Genomic DNA, 13,420 nt, shown 5'->3' on the forward strand with positions numbered 1-13,420 from the left:
CCCGTCCCCGTCCCCGTCCCCGTCGCCGACGCCACGGCCCGGCCCGGCCCGGCCGAAGACGGTCGCCCCGAAGCTGTACGACGAGGTCGGGGTCTTCTCCGGCTGACCGGCGGCCGACGGCGCGGCGCCGTATATTCGGCCCGGAGCCCCGGCAGCGGTCCGGAGCCCCGCGGCAGCCCGGAGTCCGGCAGAAACGGGAGCGGTCATGGAGATCCTGGTCTTCGGTGCCCAGGCCGACGAGAAGCCCCTGATCGAGCAGGCTTTCCAGGGCCACGACGAGGTCCGCTGCCTCGACGTCTTCCTCAACGAGGACACCGCCCCCATCGCGGCCGGCCACGAGATCGTCTCCACGTCCGTCAACGCCGACCTCGGCGCCGGCGTACTGGAGATCCTCGCGGCCGGCGGCACCCGGATGGTGGCCCAGCGCTCCACCGGTTTCAACAACATCGACCTCGACGCGGCCGAGCGGCTCGGTCTGACCGTGGCCCGGGTCTCGTACTACTCGCCCCACTCGGTCGCCGAGTTCACCTGGACCCTGGCCATGGCCGTCAACCGCCGGATCGTGCGCGCCGCCACCCGCACCCGCGACTTCGACTTCCGCCTGCACGGCCTGATGGGCCGGGACATGCACGGCCGCACCGCCGGCGTCATCGGCACCGGCAAGATCGGCGAGGCCTTCGCCCGGATCGCCCACGGTTTCGGCATGCGGCTCCTCGGCTGGGACGTCGCCGAGAACCCCGCCTGCATGGAACTCGGCATGAGCTACGTCCCGAGGGAGGAACTGCTCGCCCGGTCCGACCTGATCACCCTGCACGTCCCGCTGATGCCCGAGACCCGGCACCTGATCGACGCGACCGCCCTCAAGTCGATGCGGGACGACGCCATCCTGGTCAACACCAGCCGCGGTGGCCTGATCGACACCACCGCGCTCGTCGGCGAACTGCGCGCGGGGCGCTTCAGCGGCGTCGGCCTGGACGTGTACGAGGCGGAGGCGGGCCTGTTCTACCTCGACAAGTCCCTGGAGGTCATCGTCGACGACACCCTGGCCCGCCTCGTCACCTTCCCGAACGTCCTGGTGACCTCGCACCAGGCGTACTACACCGAGGACGCCGTCGGTCAGATCGTCGACGCCACGGCCCGCAACGTCCTCGACTACCGCGAGGGCCGCCGCTCGGAGAACGTGCTCGTACCGCGCAGCTGACCGGCCAGCTCGCGCACGATCGCCGCGCCGTCGAGCGTCAGCACGGACTCCGGGTGGAACTGCACCCCCGCGAAGCCCGGACCGCGCAGGGCGTGCACCTCGCCGGTGGCCGAGCGGCTCACCTCGACGCCGTGCGCGGCCAGCTCCGCGGCCGCCCCGTCGTCGCAGCGGGCGGTGAAGCTGTTGTAGAAGCCGACGGTCTCGCGCCGACCGAACAGGTCGATCTCCGTCTGCGCCCCCTGGTACGGCACCTCCTTGCGGACGATGTCCAGCCCCAGCTCCGCCGCGATCAGCTCGTGCCCGAGGCAGACGCCGAGGACACCGTGCCGGTTCTCCCGGAGCACCTCGGAGGTCAGGGCGCGCAGGAAGGCCATCTTGGGATCGGCGGGGTCGCACGGATCACCGGGGCCGGGCCCCAGCACCACCGGCCCGTCGTGCCCGAGCACCGCTTCCCGCAGCCCCGGCTCGCTGTACCGCCGCACGCTCACGGTGAGCCCCGACGAACGCAGTACGTGCGCCAGCATCGCCGTGAAGGTGTCCTCGGCGTCGACGACCAGGGCGTGGCCCTCCAGCGCGTGGGACGGCTCCTGCATCCGCAGCCAGAACGGCGCCAGGGAGGAGCGGCGCCCGTCCAGCGCCGCCCGCACGCGCGGGTCGTCGGCCAGCTTCGGCCGCCCGGCCTCCGTACGCGGCCGGGAGGGACGTACGCCCAGCGCCGCCAGCACCCCGGCCGCCTTGGCGTGGGTCTCCGCGACCTCGCCGGCCGGGTCCGAGCCCCGCACCAGCGTGGCGCCGACCGGCACCCGCAGCCGTCCGGCGGCGTCGATGTCGGCGGTGCGGATGAGGATGGGGGAGTCGAGGGTCTGGGCGCCGCCGGAGTCCCTGCCGAGCAGCGCCAGGGCGCCCGCGTAGTAGCCGCGCCCTCCGACCTCGTGCCGTTCGATGACCCGGCAGGCGTTCTGCACCGGCGAGCCGGTGACCGTCGCCGCGAACATGGTCTCCTTCAGCACCTCCCGCACGTCCAGCGAGGAACGGCCGCGCAGCTCGTACTCGGTGTGCGCGAGGTGCGCCATCTCCTTCAGCCGCGGCCCGACGACCACACCGCCCATGTCGCCGACGGTGCACATCATCTTGAGCTCCTCGTCGACCACCATCGACAGCTCCTCGATCTCCTTGCCGTCCGCGAGGAAGCCGAGCAGGTGGTCGGGGGTCGGTCCCTCGGCGGGGTAGCGGTACGTCCCGCTGATCGGGTTCATGACGACCGTGCCGCCGGACATCCGCACATGCACCTCGGGGCTGGCCCCGACCAGCGTGCGGTCGCCCGTGTGCACCACGAACGTCCAGTACGCGCCCCGCTCGCCCGCCAGCAGCCGACGGAACAGCGCCAGCGCGTCGGCCCGCCCGAAGCCGGGGATCAGCCCCCCGTACGTCCGCCGGATCACGAAGTTGGCGCCCTCGCCGCCGCCGATCTCCTCGTCCAGCACGCGCCCGACGATCTCCGCGTACTCCTCGTCGTCCACGTCGAAGCCGCCGTCCTCGACGTGGACGTCGTGCGCGGGGAGCCTGTCGAGGGCCTCGGCGAGCGGGATGTCGTACCGCTCCTCGGGGGTCAGCACCAGCAGGGGCGTGCCGTCGTCGCGGACGTCGAAGCCGCGCTCGCGGATCTGCCGGAAGGGGACCAGCGCCAGCCCCTCCTCGGGCAGGCCGGCGAGTCTGTCGTGCTCCGTGACCGGACCGAGCAGCAGTTCCACGGTGTCGTGATCATGGCCCGGCGTACGGCGGCGGAGCAGGGCGAACGGGCGGGAGTCGTCCAGAAGGCGGTCGATCGGTGCCATGGGGGCGATCGGTGTCATGGGTCCGTGTCCCTCTCGGTCTCTCGGCGAGAATCTCGGTGGGAGGAACGGCCCGGTCGCGAAAACACGAAGGCCGCCCCTCGGGCGGCCTTCGCGAAGTCTTGCGTACGCGCAGTCAGTGGGCCGCCGGAAGAGCGGTCCACCACCAGTTCTGGATCGAGTGCGCGAACATACGGCGCAGCGTACCGCACGGCGGCCCGTCCGCAGGGCGTTGTGCGCGTCTCATTCCCTGGGCACGGGGCGGGAGCGGCGGTCCGACCCCGTAATGTTGGGGCCGTGACCGTGAACGCTAAGACCAGCGCGAGCGCTGGCAACACCTGGCGAGACCTGCCCGCGGCGCAGCAGCCCGAGTACCCCGACACCGAGGCTCTGCGCGCAGTGATCGCGGACCTCGAGTCGTATCCGCCGCTCGTCTTCGCGGGCGAGTGCGACCAGCTGCGCGCCCGGATGGCGGCCGTCGCCAAGGGAGAGGCGTTCCTCCTTCAGGGAGGCGACTGCGCCGAGGCCTTCGACGCCGTGTCCGCGGACCACATCCGCAACAAGCTCAAGACGCTGCTTCAGATGGGCGCCGTACTCACGTACGCGGCGTCCGTGCCCGTGGTGAAGGTGGGCCGGATCGCCGGCCAGTACTCCAAGCCGCGTTCCAAGCCGACCGAGACCCGCGACGGCCTGACGCTGCCGACCTACCGCGGCGACTCCGTCAACGGCTTCGACTTCACCGAAGAGGCCCGGATCCCGGACCCCGAGCGGCTCAAGCGCATGTACCACGCGTCGGCGTCCACGCTGAACCTGGTGCGCGCCTTCACCACCGGCGGCTACGCCGACCTGCGCCAGGTGCACGCCTGGAACCAGGACTTCGTGAAGTCGTCGCCGTCCGGCCAGCGCTACGAGCAGCTCGCCCGGGAGATCGACAACGCGCTGAACTTCATGCGGGCCTGCGGGACGGACCCGGCCGAGTTCCAGACGGTCGAGTTCTTCTCCTCGCACGAGGCGCTGCTGCTCGACTACGAGTCGGCGCTCACCCGCGTCGACTCGCGCACCGGGCAGCTGTACGACGTCTCCGGGCACATGGTGTGGATCGGTGAGCGCACCCGGCAGCTGGACCACGCGCACATCGAGTTCGCCTCCCGGATCCGCAACCCGATCGGCATCAAGCTCGGCCCGACCACCACGGCCGAGGAGGCGCTGCAGTACATCGAGCGCCTCGACCCCGAGCGCGAGCCCGGCCGGCTGACCTTCATCGTCCGCATGGGCGCGGACAAGATCCGCGACAAGCTCCCCGAGCTGGTGGAGAAGGTCACCGCGTCCGGCGCGACCGTCGCCTGGATCACCGACCCGATGCACGGCAACACCTACGAGGCGGCCTCCGGCCACAAGACCCGCCGCTTCGACGACGTGCTCGACGAGGTCAAGGGCTTCTTCGAGGTCCACAAGTCGCTCGGCACCCACCCGGGCGGCATCCACGTGGAGCTGACCGGCGACGACGTCACCGAGTGCGTGGGCGGCGGCGACGAGATCTTCGTCGACGACCTGCACCAGCGCTACGAGACGGCCTGCGACCCGCGGCTGAACCGCAGCCAGTCGCTCGACCTGGCGTTCCTGGTGGCGGAGATGTACCGGGACCAGTGACGACCCGCCCGTCGGACGAGGTCGGACGGGCGCTGGGGACATGGAATGGGGCGCGGGTCACATACGATCCGCGCCCCCTTCTCTTTTGCCGCCCCCGCGTGATGGGTAAGGTTAGGTTTGCCTCACCGAACAGTCGGAGTCTCCGGTCGTCGGTACGGCACGACCCTGTACCCCGCCCGGGAGGTGAACCACGTGTTCGTCTGCAGCTGCTTCGGTGTCACCGAGGAACAGGTGAAGAGCCACGCGGACGCCGGTGCCTGCACTCCCCGGCAGATCGCCTCCGCCTGCAAGGCGGGCACCGACTGCGGCGGCTGCGTACGCCGCATCCAGGCGCTGCTCGGTCGTGGCGCCTGTCCCCGCCGGCAGTCGGCCGACCAGAACGAACCGGTCCTCGCGAAGCTCCCGGAAGCGGCCTGACCCGAGCGGCACGGCCCCGGCCGGAGCGTGAGCGGTCCGGCTAGAGCGAGCCGGGGCCCGACGGATCCGGCTGGGTCTGCTCGATGACCGTCGACAGGTAGAGCGACTCGCCCAGCTTCTCGATCAGCTCCAGCTGGGTGTCCAGGTAGTCGATGTGGTGCTCCTCGTCGGCGAGGATGGCCTCGAAGACGTTGGCCGACGTGATGTCGTTCTTGGCCCGCATCACCTCGACGCCCCGGCGCAGCCGGTCGATCGCCTCGACCTCGATCTCCCGGTCGGCCTGGAACATCTCGGTCACGCTCTGGCCGACCCGCACGTGGAAGAGCCGCTGGTAGTTCGGCAGGCCGTCCAGGAGCAGGATGCGGTCGGTCAGCACCTCGGCGTGGCGCATCTCGTCGAAGGACTCCGCGCGCGTGTACTTCGCGAGCTTGGTCCAGCCCTTGTGGTCCTGCAGCTTCGCGTGCAGGAAGTACTGGTTGATCGCCGTGAGCTCGGCGGTCAGCTGCTCATTGAGGAACTCGATGACCTCGGGGTCGCCCTGCATCGCTTGACGCTCCTTCGAACGGGAACTGGCGTGTTGCGCCGCATGATTGCACCGGCTCCGAAGATCGTCCAGTAAGTCTCTACTTAGTAAGTAAGTACAGGCTTAGTCCACCTTGTGCCTGTTTGACCGAATGTAAGTGGGGTGGGTCAGGGGTATCGGTCCGGGTCTGTCAGGATGGAGGCATGGGTCAGCCGGTGGGAAACGAATCGGGAGAAGGCGGTTCGGAAGGAGCGTCTCGGTTCGAGCTCCCGCCGGGTCAGCGACTGCAGCGCGGCTGGCCGGTCACGCACTACGGACCGGTCCCCAAGTTCCGCCCCGAGCGCTGGGAGTTCCGGGTCTTCGGCACCACCGCGGACGGTGGGAAGCGCGGCTGGAGCCACGAGGAGTTCACGGCCCTGCCGTACACCACGGTCGTCGCCGACCTGCACTGCGTCACGAAGTTCAGCATGCTCGGCTCCGAGTGGGGCGGCGTGCCGACCGCCGCGATCCTGGACCTGGCCCCGCCCGCGCCCGCCGTCACCCATGTGATGGTGTGGGCGGAGTACGGCTTCAGCTCCAACCTCCGGCTGTCCGACTTCGCCGCCGACCGCACCCTGTTCGCCACCCACAAGGACGGCGAGCTGCTCACCGCCGAGCACGGCTTCCCGCTCCGGCTGGTCGTCCCGCACCTGTACGCCTGGAAGGGCCCGAAGTGGGTCCGCGGCATCGAGTACATGACCGCCGACCGCCGCGGCTTCTGGGAGGAGCGCGGCTACCACAACATCGGCGACCCGTGGCGGGAACAGCGCTACTCCTACCAGGAGGAGCCCGGGGACGGCCCCGAGCTCTGAGCCGCCGTACGCCGGGCCGTACGCATGGCGTACCGCCTGACCTCCGGTGTCAGCCGTCGCGCAGCTTCTTCAGCCGCTCCACGTCGGCCGCGTGCCCCTCCTTGCCGCCCGGCGTCTCGATGACCAGCGGCACCCCCTCGGTCGCGGGGTGGGCCATCAGTGCCCGGAACGGGTCCTCACCGATGTGACCGGCGCCGATGTTCTCGTGCCGGTCCTTGTGCGCGCCGGCCACGTCCTTGGAGTCGTTGGCGTGGATCAGCTTCAGCCGGCCCTCGCCGACCGTGTCCACCAGCAGGTCCAGCGTCTGGTCCATGCCCGTCGGGCCGGTCAGGTCGTGCCCCGCCGCGAAGATGTGGCAGGTGTCCAGGCACACGCCGAGCTTCGGATGGGCGTCCAGCGCCTCGAAGTACGGCCCGAAGTCCCAGGTCCGCGAGCAGAGCGAGGCACCCTGTCCGGCGGTCGACTCCAGGAGCAGGTACGGGTCGTCGTCGTGGGTGAGCTCCTCGAGCAGCGGCAGCATGTACTCCCGTACCTGCTTCAGCGCCACCGACCGGTCCCGTCCGCCGGTCGCGCTGCCGGTGTGCACGACCACGCCCAGCGCCCCGATCGCCCGCGCGCGCCGCAGCGAGTGCCGCAGCGACTCGACCGACCGCTCCACCGTCGCCTCGGTGTGCGAACCGAAGTTGATCAGGTACGGCGCGTGCACGTACGCGGGGACCGACCCGGCCGCGCAGGCCTCCCGGAACGCCTCGTCCTGCTTCGGGTTGCCGGCCGGCGTGGCCCAGCCGCGCGGGTTGGCGACGAAGACCTGCACGGCCTCCGCCCTCAGGTCACGGGCGTAGGACAGACCCACGGAGTGCAGACCGCCGGCCACGGGGACATGACCGCCGACGGGGTTGCGGGGGAGTGTGGGGGAGGGGGCGGACTGTTGACTGTTCACCCATTCAGGGTGTCATGCGGGGGTACGCGTCCGGACCGTGAGAGCCGTCACCTGATGGTGATCCTGATGGTGGAGCCCTTGGGCGCCGTGTCCCCGCCGTCCACCGACTGGTCCTTCACGGTGTCGCCGAACAGCCCGAGCAGACCGCGGTCCTCGTCCACCTGGAAGCCCGCGTCCCTCAGCTCCCGCTTGGCGTCGTCCACGCTGTCACCGACGACGTCCGGGACCTCGATCATCTCGGGGCCCTTGGACACCGTGAGCGTCACCGTGTCGCCCTTGGCCGCCCGGCTGCCCGGATCCGGCGTCTGCCGGGCGACCCGGCCCTTGTCGTGCTCCGAGTTCACCTGCTCGGTGGCGACCTCCACCTTCAGGCCGGCCTCCGTCAGGTCGGCCCTGGCGTCGGCCAGGTCGTCGCCGGTGACGTCCGGGACGTCCACCGGGCTGCCCTTGCTGACGACCAGCGCGACCGCCGAGCCCGCGCGCACCGTGGTGCCCGTCGCCGGCTTGGTGGAGACCACGAAGCCCTGGGGCACGTCCTCGCTGAACGCCCGGGTCACCATGCCCGGCTCCAGCCCCTCGTCCTTCAGCAGCTTCCGCGCCCGGTCCAGCTTGTAGCCCTGGATGTCCGGCAGCTTCACGGTGTCGGGGCCGTCGGAGACCGTGAACGACACGGAGTCGTTCTTGCGGATGCGGGTGCCCACGCCGGGGTCGGTGCTGATGACCTTGCCGCGCTCCACGGTGTCGCTGTAGGCGTGCCGGACCTTGCCGACGTCCAGGCCGGCGTCGTCCAGCCGGTCCCGGGCCTGCGCCTCGGTCTTGGAGAGCACCGGCGGCACCTTGGTGAACTGGCCGGAGTTGATGTACCAGACGCCCGTACCGACGCCGAGCACCAGCAGGACGGCGACGACGATCGCCAGCGGGCCGCGACGCAGCTCCGGCAGGCGCCGCCGCCGGGGCGGGGCCTGCGGGGGAGCCGCCAGACGGCTGGTGCGGTTGACCCCGTCGGCGGGGAACCCGGCGCCCGTGCCCTCGTCCTCGTTCACGGGCAGCGGCCGGGGCATGGTGAGCGCGCGCGGGATCACGCTCGTGCGGTCCTCGGCGTTGTCGTGCTCCGCGGCGAGCGCCTGCGGCGGCACCGCGTCCAGCTGGTCGACGCTCAGCGCCCCGCGCGTCTCACGGGCCCGCGCGAACAGTGCCACGGCGTCGTGCGGACGGATCTCCGGGTTGCGCGCGGTCGCCGAGGCGACCAGCTCGTCCAGCTCGTACGCCATCCCCGGCACGGCGGCCGACGGCGGCGGCACGTCCTCGTGCAGGTGCTTGTAGAGCACCTGGGCGGGGGAGTCCCCGTCGTGCGGCTTGCCGCCGGTCAGCATCTCGTACAGCACGACACCGCACGCGTACACGTCGACCCTCGGATCGGCGGTGCCGTGCTCGATCTGCTCGGGTGCCAGGTAGGAGACGGTGCCGAGGACGGACCCGGTGGTGTTCGTGACCGTGTCCACGGCCCGGACCAGGCCGAAGTCGGCGACCTTGACCCGGCCGTCGTCCCCTATCAGGACGTTCTCCGGCTTCATGTCCCGGTGCACGAACCCGGCCCGGTGCGCGGCGCCGAGCGCGGCCAGCACCGGCTCCAGGATGTCCAGCGCCGCCCGCGGCCTCAGCGCCCCGCGCTCGCGCAGCACGTCGCGCAGGGTGCAGCCGGCGATGTACTCCATGGCCAGGTAGACGTACGCCCCCTCGGCCCCCTGGTCGAAGACCTGCACGACGTTGGGGTGGTCGAGCCGGGCCACCGACTTCGCCTCGCGGATGAACCGCTCCACGAAGGTGGCGTCGGTCGCGAGCGTCGGGTGCATCACCTTCAGCGCGAGCACGCGGTCCAGGCGGGTGTCCACGGCCCGGTAGACCGTGGCCATCCCGCCGACCGCGATCCGCGCCTCGACGCGGTACCGGCCGTCGAGCACCTGCCCGACGAGAGGGTCCTGAAGGGTCGTGTCCACGCAGCGAGTCTACGAGTCACCACGGACACCCGGCGTCGCCGCCGACGATCGGGGGCGGTACTGCAGCGGACCTGTGACGCTTCTTACGCACGGTCGGCCGCCGACGGCGATGAGCCCCCACGGGCGAGGTCCACCTCCTGCCCGACTGGAAACGGTGGTGCGTGGGTGGGAGAAGAAGGCGGCAGGACAGCCCGGGCTCACCGAAAAGCGGGCCGCTCCGGATCAAGAACCGCCAGGCCCTCCGCGGGGGACGACGCCTCGGCGAAGTGCCGTCGCGGAATCCGCCCCGCCCGCCGCGCGAAGCGCCCCGCCTCCACCGCGCACCGCATCCCCTCCGCCATCAGCACCGGCTCCTGCGCCCGCGTCACCGCGGAGGCGAGCATCACACCCGCACACCCCAACTCCATCGCCAGCGTCACGTCCGACGCCGTACCGGCCCCCGCGTCCAGGATCACCGGCACGCGCGCGTGCTCCACGATCAGCTCGAAGTTGTGCGGGTTGCGGATGCCGAGCCCCGACCCGATCGGTGAGCCGAGCGGCATGATCGCGGCGCACCCGACGTCCTCCAGCTTGCGCGCGAGGACCGGGTCGTCGTTCGTGTACGGCAGGACCGTGAACCCGTCGTCGACCAGTGTCTCCGCCGCGTCCAGCAGCTCGATCGGGTCCGGCAGCAGGGTGCGCTCGTCGGCGATGACCTCCAGCTTGACCAGGTCGGTACCGAGGGCCTCGCGCGCGAGGCGGGCGGTGAGGACGGCCTCCCCGGCGGTGAAGCAGCCGGCCGTGTTCGGCAGCACACGGATGCCGAGCCTCTCCAGCACCGACAGCACGGACCCGTGCACCGAGGCGTTCACGCGCCGCATCGCGACGGTCGTCAGCTCCGTCCCGGAGGCGACCAGCGCCCGCTCCAGCACGTCGAGGCTGGGCGCCCCGCCGGTACCCATGATCAGGCGGGACCCGTACGTCGTACCGCCGAGGACAAAGGGATCGTCGGCCATGGTCAGCCTCCTTGGACGGCGGTGAGGACTTCGACGCGGTCGCCGTCGGCCAGCGCGGTGGCGGACCACCGCGCGCGCGGGACGACGGTTTCGTTCAGGGCGGCGGCCACGCCGGACGGTGCCGCGGTGAGCGTGCCCACCAGGGCGTCCAGGGCGGTGCCGGGAGCCACCTCGCGCGGCTCGCCGTTGACGGAGATGTTCATGCGGGCTGCTCCGAGAGGTTCGGGAGTGCGGGGGCGGCGGCGAAGCGCCGGGGGCTGAAGGGCAGCGCCTCGGCCGGAAGCTCCCCGGTGGTCAGGGCGTCCGCCATGACGTCGCCGGTGACCGGGGTGAGCAGGACGCCGTTGCGGAAGTGTCCGGTGGCCAGCAGCAGGCCTTCCAGCCCGGTCGGGCCGAGCAGCGGGGCGTTGTCCGGGGAGCCCGGTCGCAGACCCGCCAGCGTCTCCTTCAGGGGCAGCTCGGTGATCCCGGGCACCAGCTCGTGGGCGTCGCGCAGCAGCTCGTAGACGCCGCCCGCGGTGACCGTCGTGTCCCAGCCCAGTTCCTCGCTGGTGGCGCCGACGACCAGCTCGCCGCTCTCCCGGGGCACCAGGTAGAGGGGGTTGCCGCGCACCACGGCACGCACCGTCCGGTTCAGCAGCGGACCGTGCGTCCGCTCCATCGCCAGCCGCAGCACCTGCCCCTTCACGGGCCGTACCGGCGGCAGTACGTCGTCCGGGACGCCCGTGAGCCGCCCGCTCAGGCTGCCCCCGGCCAGCACCACCTGCCCGGCCTCCAGCGCGGTGCCGTCGGCCGTGACGACGCCCGTGGCCCGCTCGCCGCCGCGCCCGACGGTGAGCCGGTCGGCCCACACCCGGTGGAAGACGACACCCGCGCGTTCGCAGGCGGCCACCAGCGCGCCCGCCAGGCGCCGGGGGTCGATCTGGTGGTCGCCGTCCACCCGGAGCCCACCCCGCACGCCCGGCGCGAGCATCGGCTCCAGACGCCGGCACTCGCGCCCCGACAGCCACTCGGACTCCAGGCCCGAGCGCTGCTGGAACGCGTGCAGTTCCCGCAGGTGGGCGCGGTCGTCGGTGTCCAGCGCGACGGCGAGGGTGCCGCACCGGCGGTAACCGAGGTCGTGGCCGGTGAGGTCGGCCAGCTCGGCCGCGAACTCCGGGTAGCGGCGGGCCGAGGCGAGATTCAGCGCGAGCAGCGTCTGCTCGCCGTAGTGCAGTTCCGTGACGGCGGCCAGCATCCCGGCGGCCACCTGGGCGGCCCCGCCACCCGGTTCGGGGTCCACGAGTGCCGTGACGAGCCCGCGCTGCGCGGCCCGCCAGGCCGTGACCAGGCCGATGATCCCGCCCCCGACGACGAGGACGTCGGGTGTGTGTGACGGCGTGCGCGACGTCGTGTGCGGCGTCGTGTGCGACGGTGACGACATGGGCGTCCAGCCCCTCCCTTCGCCGGCATGACCCGGATCAGGTTCGTACGGTCGGAGGCCGCCAGCCTCCCTCTCAGCCCGGTGCGTCCGGGCTCCCGCGAGTGCCTTGCGCCGGCCAGCCTAGCCCGCGGAACGTCGCACCCGTAAGGGGAGTCGCCCCGCGCCCGCGTACGGCCCGTACAGCCCGTACGGCCGGGCGGTGTGGAGCAGGTCACCGCGCACGACCCCTGACTGACGACAGGCCGGTGTCTAAGGTGATCACGTGAGCGAGCAGACGCAGGAGCGGGCCCGGGAACGGGAAGCGGACGCGGAACGCCGCGTGGTCGTCGTCGGCGCGGGCATGGCGGGCGTGCAGACCGCCGTCGCCCTGCGGGAGCAGGGCTTCACCGGCCCCGTGACCCTGATCGGCGCGGAGCCGCACCAGCCGTACGACCGCCCTCCGCTGTCCAAGGCCGTCCTGCTCGGCACGGCCGAGGGCTCCGCCTTCGACGTCGACTTCGAGGCGCTCGGCATCACCCTGCGGCTCGGCTGCGAGGCCCTGGGCGTCCGACCCGCGGAGCACGTCCTCGACACCTCCGCGGGGCCCGTGCCGTACGACGTACTCGTCCTCGCCACCGGCGCCGAACCGCTCCGCCTGCCCGGCACCGAGGGCGTGCCGGGCGTACATCTGCTGCGCACCCTGGACGACGCCGAACGGCTGCGCCCGGTGCTCGCCCGGCAGCACGACGTCGTGGTCGTCGGCGCGGGCTGGATCGGCGCCGAGTTCGCCACCGCCGCGCGCGAGGCGGGCTGCGCCGTGACCGTCGTGGAGGCCGCCGACCGGCCCCTCGCCGGCGCGCTGCCCGACGAGGTCGCCGCGCCGATGACCGCCTGGTACGCCGACGCGGGTGCCGTACTGCGCACGCACACGCGCGTGGAGCGCGTCGAGCCGGGTGGCCCCGCGGAGCCCGGGCACGTCGTCGTCCTGGACGACGGCTCACGGCTGCCCGCCGGCGCGGTCGTCGTCGGCATCGGCGCCCGGCCCGCCACCGCCTGGCTCGCCGGCTCGGGGATCGCTCTCGGCGCGCAGGGGGAGGTCCTGGCCGACGACCGCCTGCGCACCTCGGCGCCGGACGTCCACGCGGTCGGCGACTGCGCATCCTTCCCCTCCGGCCGCTACGGCGAGCGGCTGCTGGTGCACCACTGGGACAACGCCCTCCAGGGGCCGCGCACGGTCGCCGCCGACATCGTCGGAGCCGTCGGCGGCGAGGCTGTGGCGGCCTACGACCCGGTGCCGTACTTCTGGTCCGAGCAGTTCGGCCGCTTCGTCCAGTACGCCGGTCATCACACGGCCGCCGACACCACCCTGTGGCGCGGTGACCCCTCGGGGCCGGCCTGGACGGTCTGCTGGCTGCGCGAGGGCCGCCTGGCCGCCCTGCTGGCGGTGGGCCGCCCCCGGGACCTGGCCCAGGGCAAACGCCTGATCCAGGCGGGTGCGACGATGGACCCGCGGCTGCTGGCCGACCCGGCGAGGCCGCTGAAGGCGGCGACCGCGTAGTCCCTCCGGCGGGTGCCCGGCCCGGGCCGGACGGGTCCGGCTTCCGACTGTCAG

13 protein-coding genes and 1 riboswitch are annotated in these 13,420 nt (G+C 72.3%); of the genes, 5 read left to right on the plus strand and 8 right to left on the minus strand.

What is annotated here, in order from left to right:
• Window positions 1-205 precede the first annotated feature (205 nt).
• Entirely contained in the window at window positions 206-1,201 is a 996-nt protein-coding gene (locus QC283_RS21510; RefSeq protein WP_279563238.1) for a 2-hydroxyacid dehydrogenase, read from the plus strand.
• Here the strand turns inward: QC283_RS21510 and QC283_RS21515 are convergent.
• Entirely contained in the window at window positions 1,153-3,036 is a 1,884-nt protein-coding gene (locus tag QC283_RS21515; protein WP_279563383.1) for an anthranilate synthase family protein, read from the minus strand. The two genes, QC283_RS21510 and QC283_RS21515, sit on opposite strands and share 49 nt — an antisense overlap.
• A 133-nt stretch (window positions 3,037-3,169) precedes the next feature.
• A complete protein-coding gene (locus tag QC283_RS39640; RefSeq protein WP_398011060.1) occupies window positions 3,170-3,280 on the minus strand; it encodes a trp operon leader peptide in 111 nt (36 codons plus the stop codon).
• Between the two features lie 50 nt (window positions 3,281-3,330).
• Here QC283_RS39640 and QC283_RS21520 point away from each other — a divergent pair, with 50 nt between their 5' ends.
• Both QC283_RS21520 and QC283_RS21525 read left to right on the plus strand, forming a co-directional pair.
• Window positions 3,331-4,683: a class II 3-deoxy-7-phosphoheptulonate synthase gene (locus QC283_RS21520; RefSeq protein ID WP_279563239.1), complete on the plus strand. Its 1,353-nt coding sequence runs from the start codon at window positions 3,331-3,333 to the stop codon at window positions 4,681-4,683.
• Window positions 4,684-4,866: 183 nt separating this feature from the next.
• On the plus strand, window positions 4,867-5,100 hold the full coding sequence (locus tag QC283_RS21525) for a (2Fe-2S)-binding protein (protein ID WP_279563240.1): 234 nt from the start codon (window positions 4,867-4,869) through the stop codon (window positions 5,098-5,100).
• Window positions 5,101-5,140: 40 nt separating this feature from the next.
• Here the strand turns inward: QC283_RS21525 and bfr are convergent, their stop codons facing one another.
• A complete protein-coding gene (gene bfr, locus QC283_RS21530) occupies window positions 5,141-5,644 on the minus strand; it encodes a bacterioferritin (RefSeq protein ID WP_217165737.1) in 504 nt (167 codons plus the stop codon).
• Between the two features lie 182 nt (window positions 5,645-5,826).
• On the opposite strand from bfr, the gene QC283_RS21535 reads away from it, so the two are divergent.
• Window positions 5,827-6,474, plus strand: coding sequence for a sulfite oxidase-like oxidoreductase (locus QC283_RS21535; protein WP_279563241.1), 648 nt, complete (start codon window positions 5,827-5,829; stop codon window positions 6,472-6,474).
• 49 nt (window positions 6,475-6,523) lie between these two features.
• Here the strand turns inward: QC283_RS21535 and QC283_RS21540 are convergent, their stop codons facing one another.
• The 5 genes from QC283_RS21540 to thiO all read right to left on the minus strand — a co-directional run bounded on the left by QC283_RS21540 (window position 6,524) and on the right by thiO (window position 11,829).
• The gene (locus QC283_RS21540; protein ID WP_279563242.1) at window positions 6,524-7,414 is read right to left on the minus strand and encodes a deoxyribonuclease IV; all 891 of its coding nucleotides are present in this window, start codon (window positions 7,412-7,414) and stop codon (window positions 6,524-6,526) included.
• Window positions 7,415-7,461: 47 nt separating this feature from the next.
• Complete coding sequence (pknB, locus tag QC283_RS21545) at window positions 7,462-9,411, minus strand: Stk1 family PASTA domain-containing Ser/Thr kinase (protein WP_279563243.1); 1,950 nt, start codon at window positions 9,409-9,411, stop codon at window positions 7,462-7,464.
• 197 nt (window positions 9,412-9,608) lie between these two features.
• Window positions 9,609-10,406, minus strand: a complete 798-nt coding sequence (locus tag QC283_RS21550) for a thiazole synthase (RefSeq protein ID WP_279563244.1) — start codon at window positions 10,404-10,406, stop codon at window positions 9,609-9,611.
• Between the two features lie 2 nt (window positions 10,407-10,408).
• On the minus strand, window positions 10,409-10,609 hold the full coding sequence (thiS, locus tag QC283_RS21555) for a sulfur carrier protein ThiS (protein WP_279563245.1): 201 nt from the start codon (window positions 10,607-10,609) through the stop codon (window positions 10,409-10,411).
• Window positions 10,606-11,829 carry a glycine oxidase ThiO gene (thiO, locus tag QC283_RS21560; protein WP_279563246.1) on the minus strand — a complete coding sequence of 408 codons (1,224 nt, stop codon included), beginning with the start codon at window positions 11,827-11,829 and terminating at the stop codon, window positions 10,606-10,608. Before thiO ends, thiS begins: the two co-directional genes overlap by 4 nt.
• Window positions 11,827-11,938, minus strand: a riboswitch (TPP riboswitch). It overlaps the preceding gene by 3 nt.
• Window positions 11,939-12,091: 153 nt before the next feature.
• Here thiO and QC283_RS21565 point away from each other — a divergent pair.
• Complete coding sequence (locus QC283_RS21565; protein ID WP_279563247.1) at window positions 12,092-13,366, plus strand: NAD(P)/FAD-dependent oxidoreductase; 1,275 nt, start codon at window positions 12,092-12,094, stop codon at window positions 13,364-13,366.
• Window positions 13,367-13,420 lie beyond the last annotated feature (54 nt).

Origin of the sequence: Streptomyces sp. DH41 (genome assembly GCF_029813785.1) — a bacterium.
Lineage (GTDB): Bacteria > Actinomycetota > Actinomycetes > Streptomycetales > Streptomycetaceae > Streptomyces.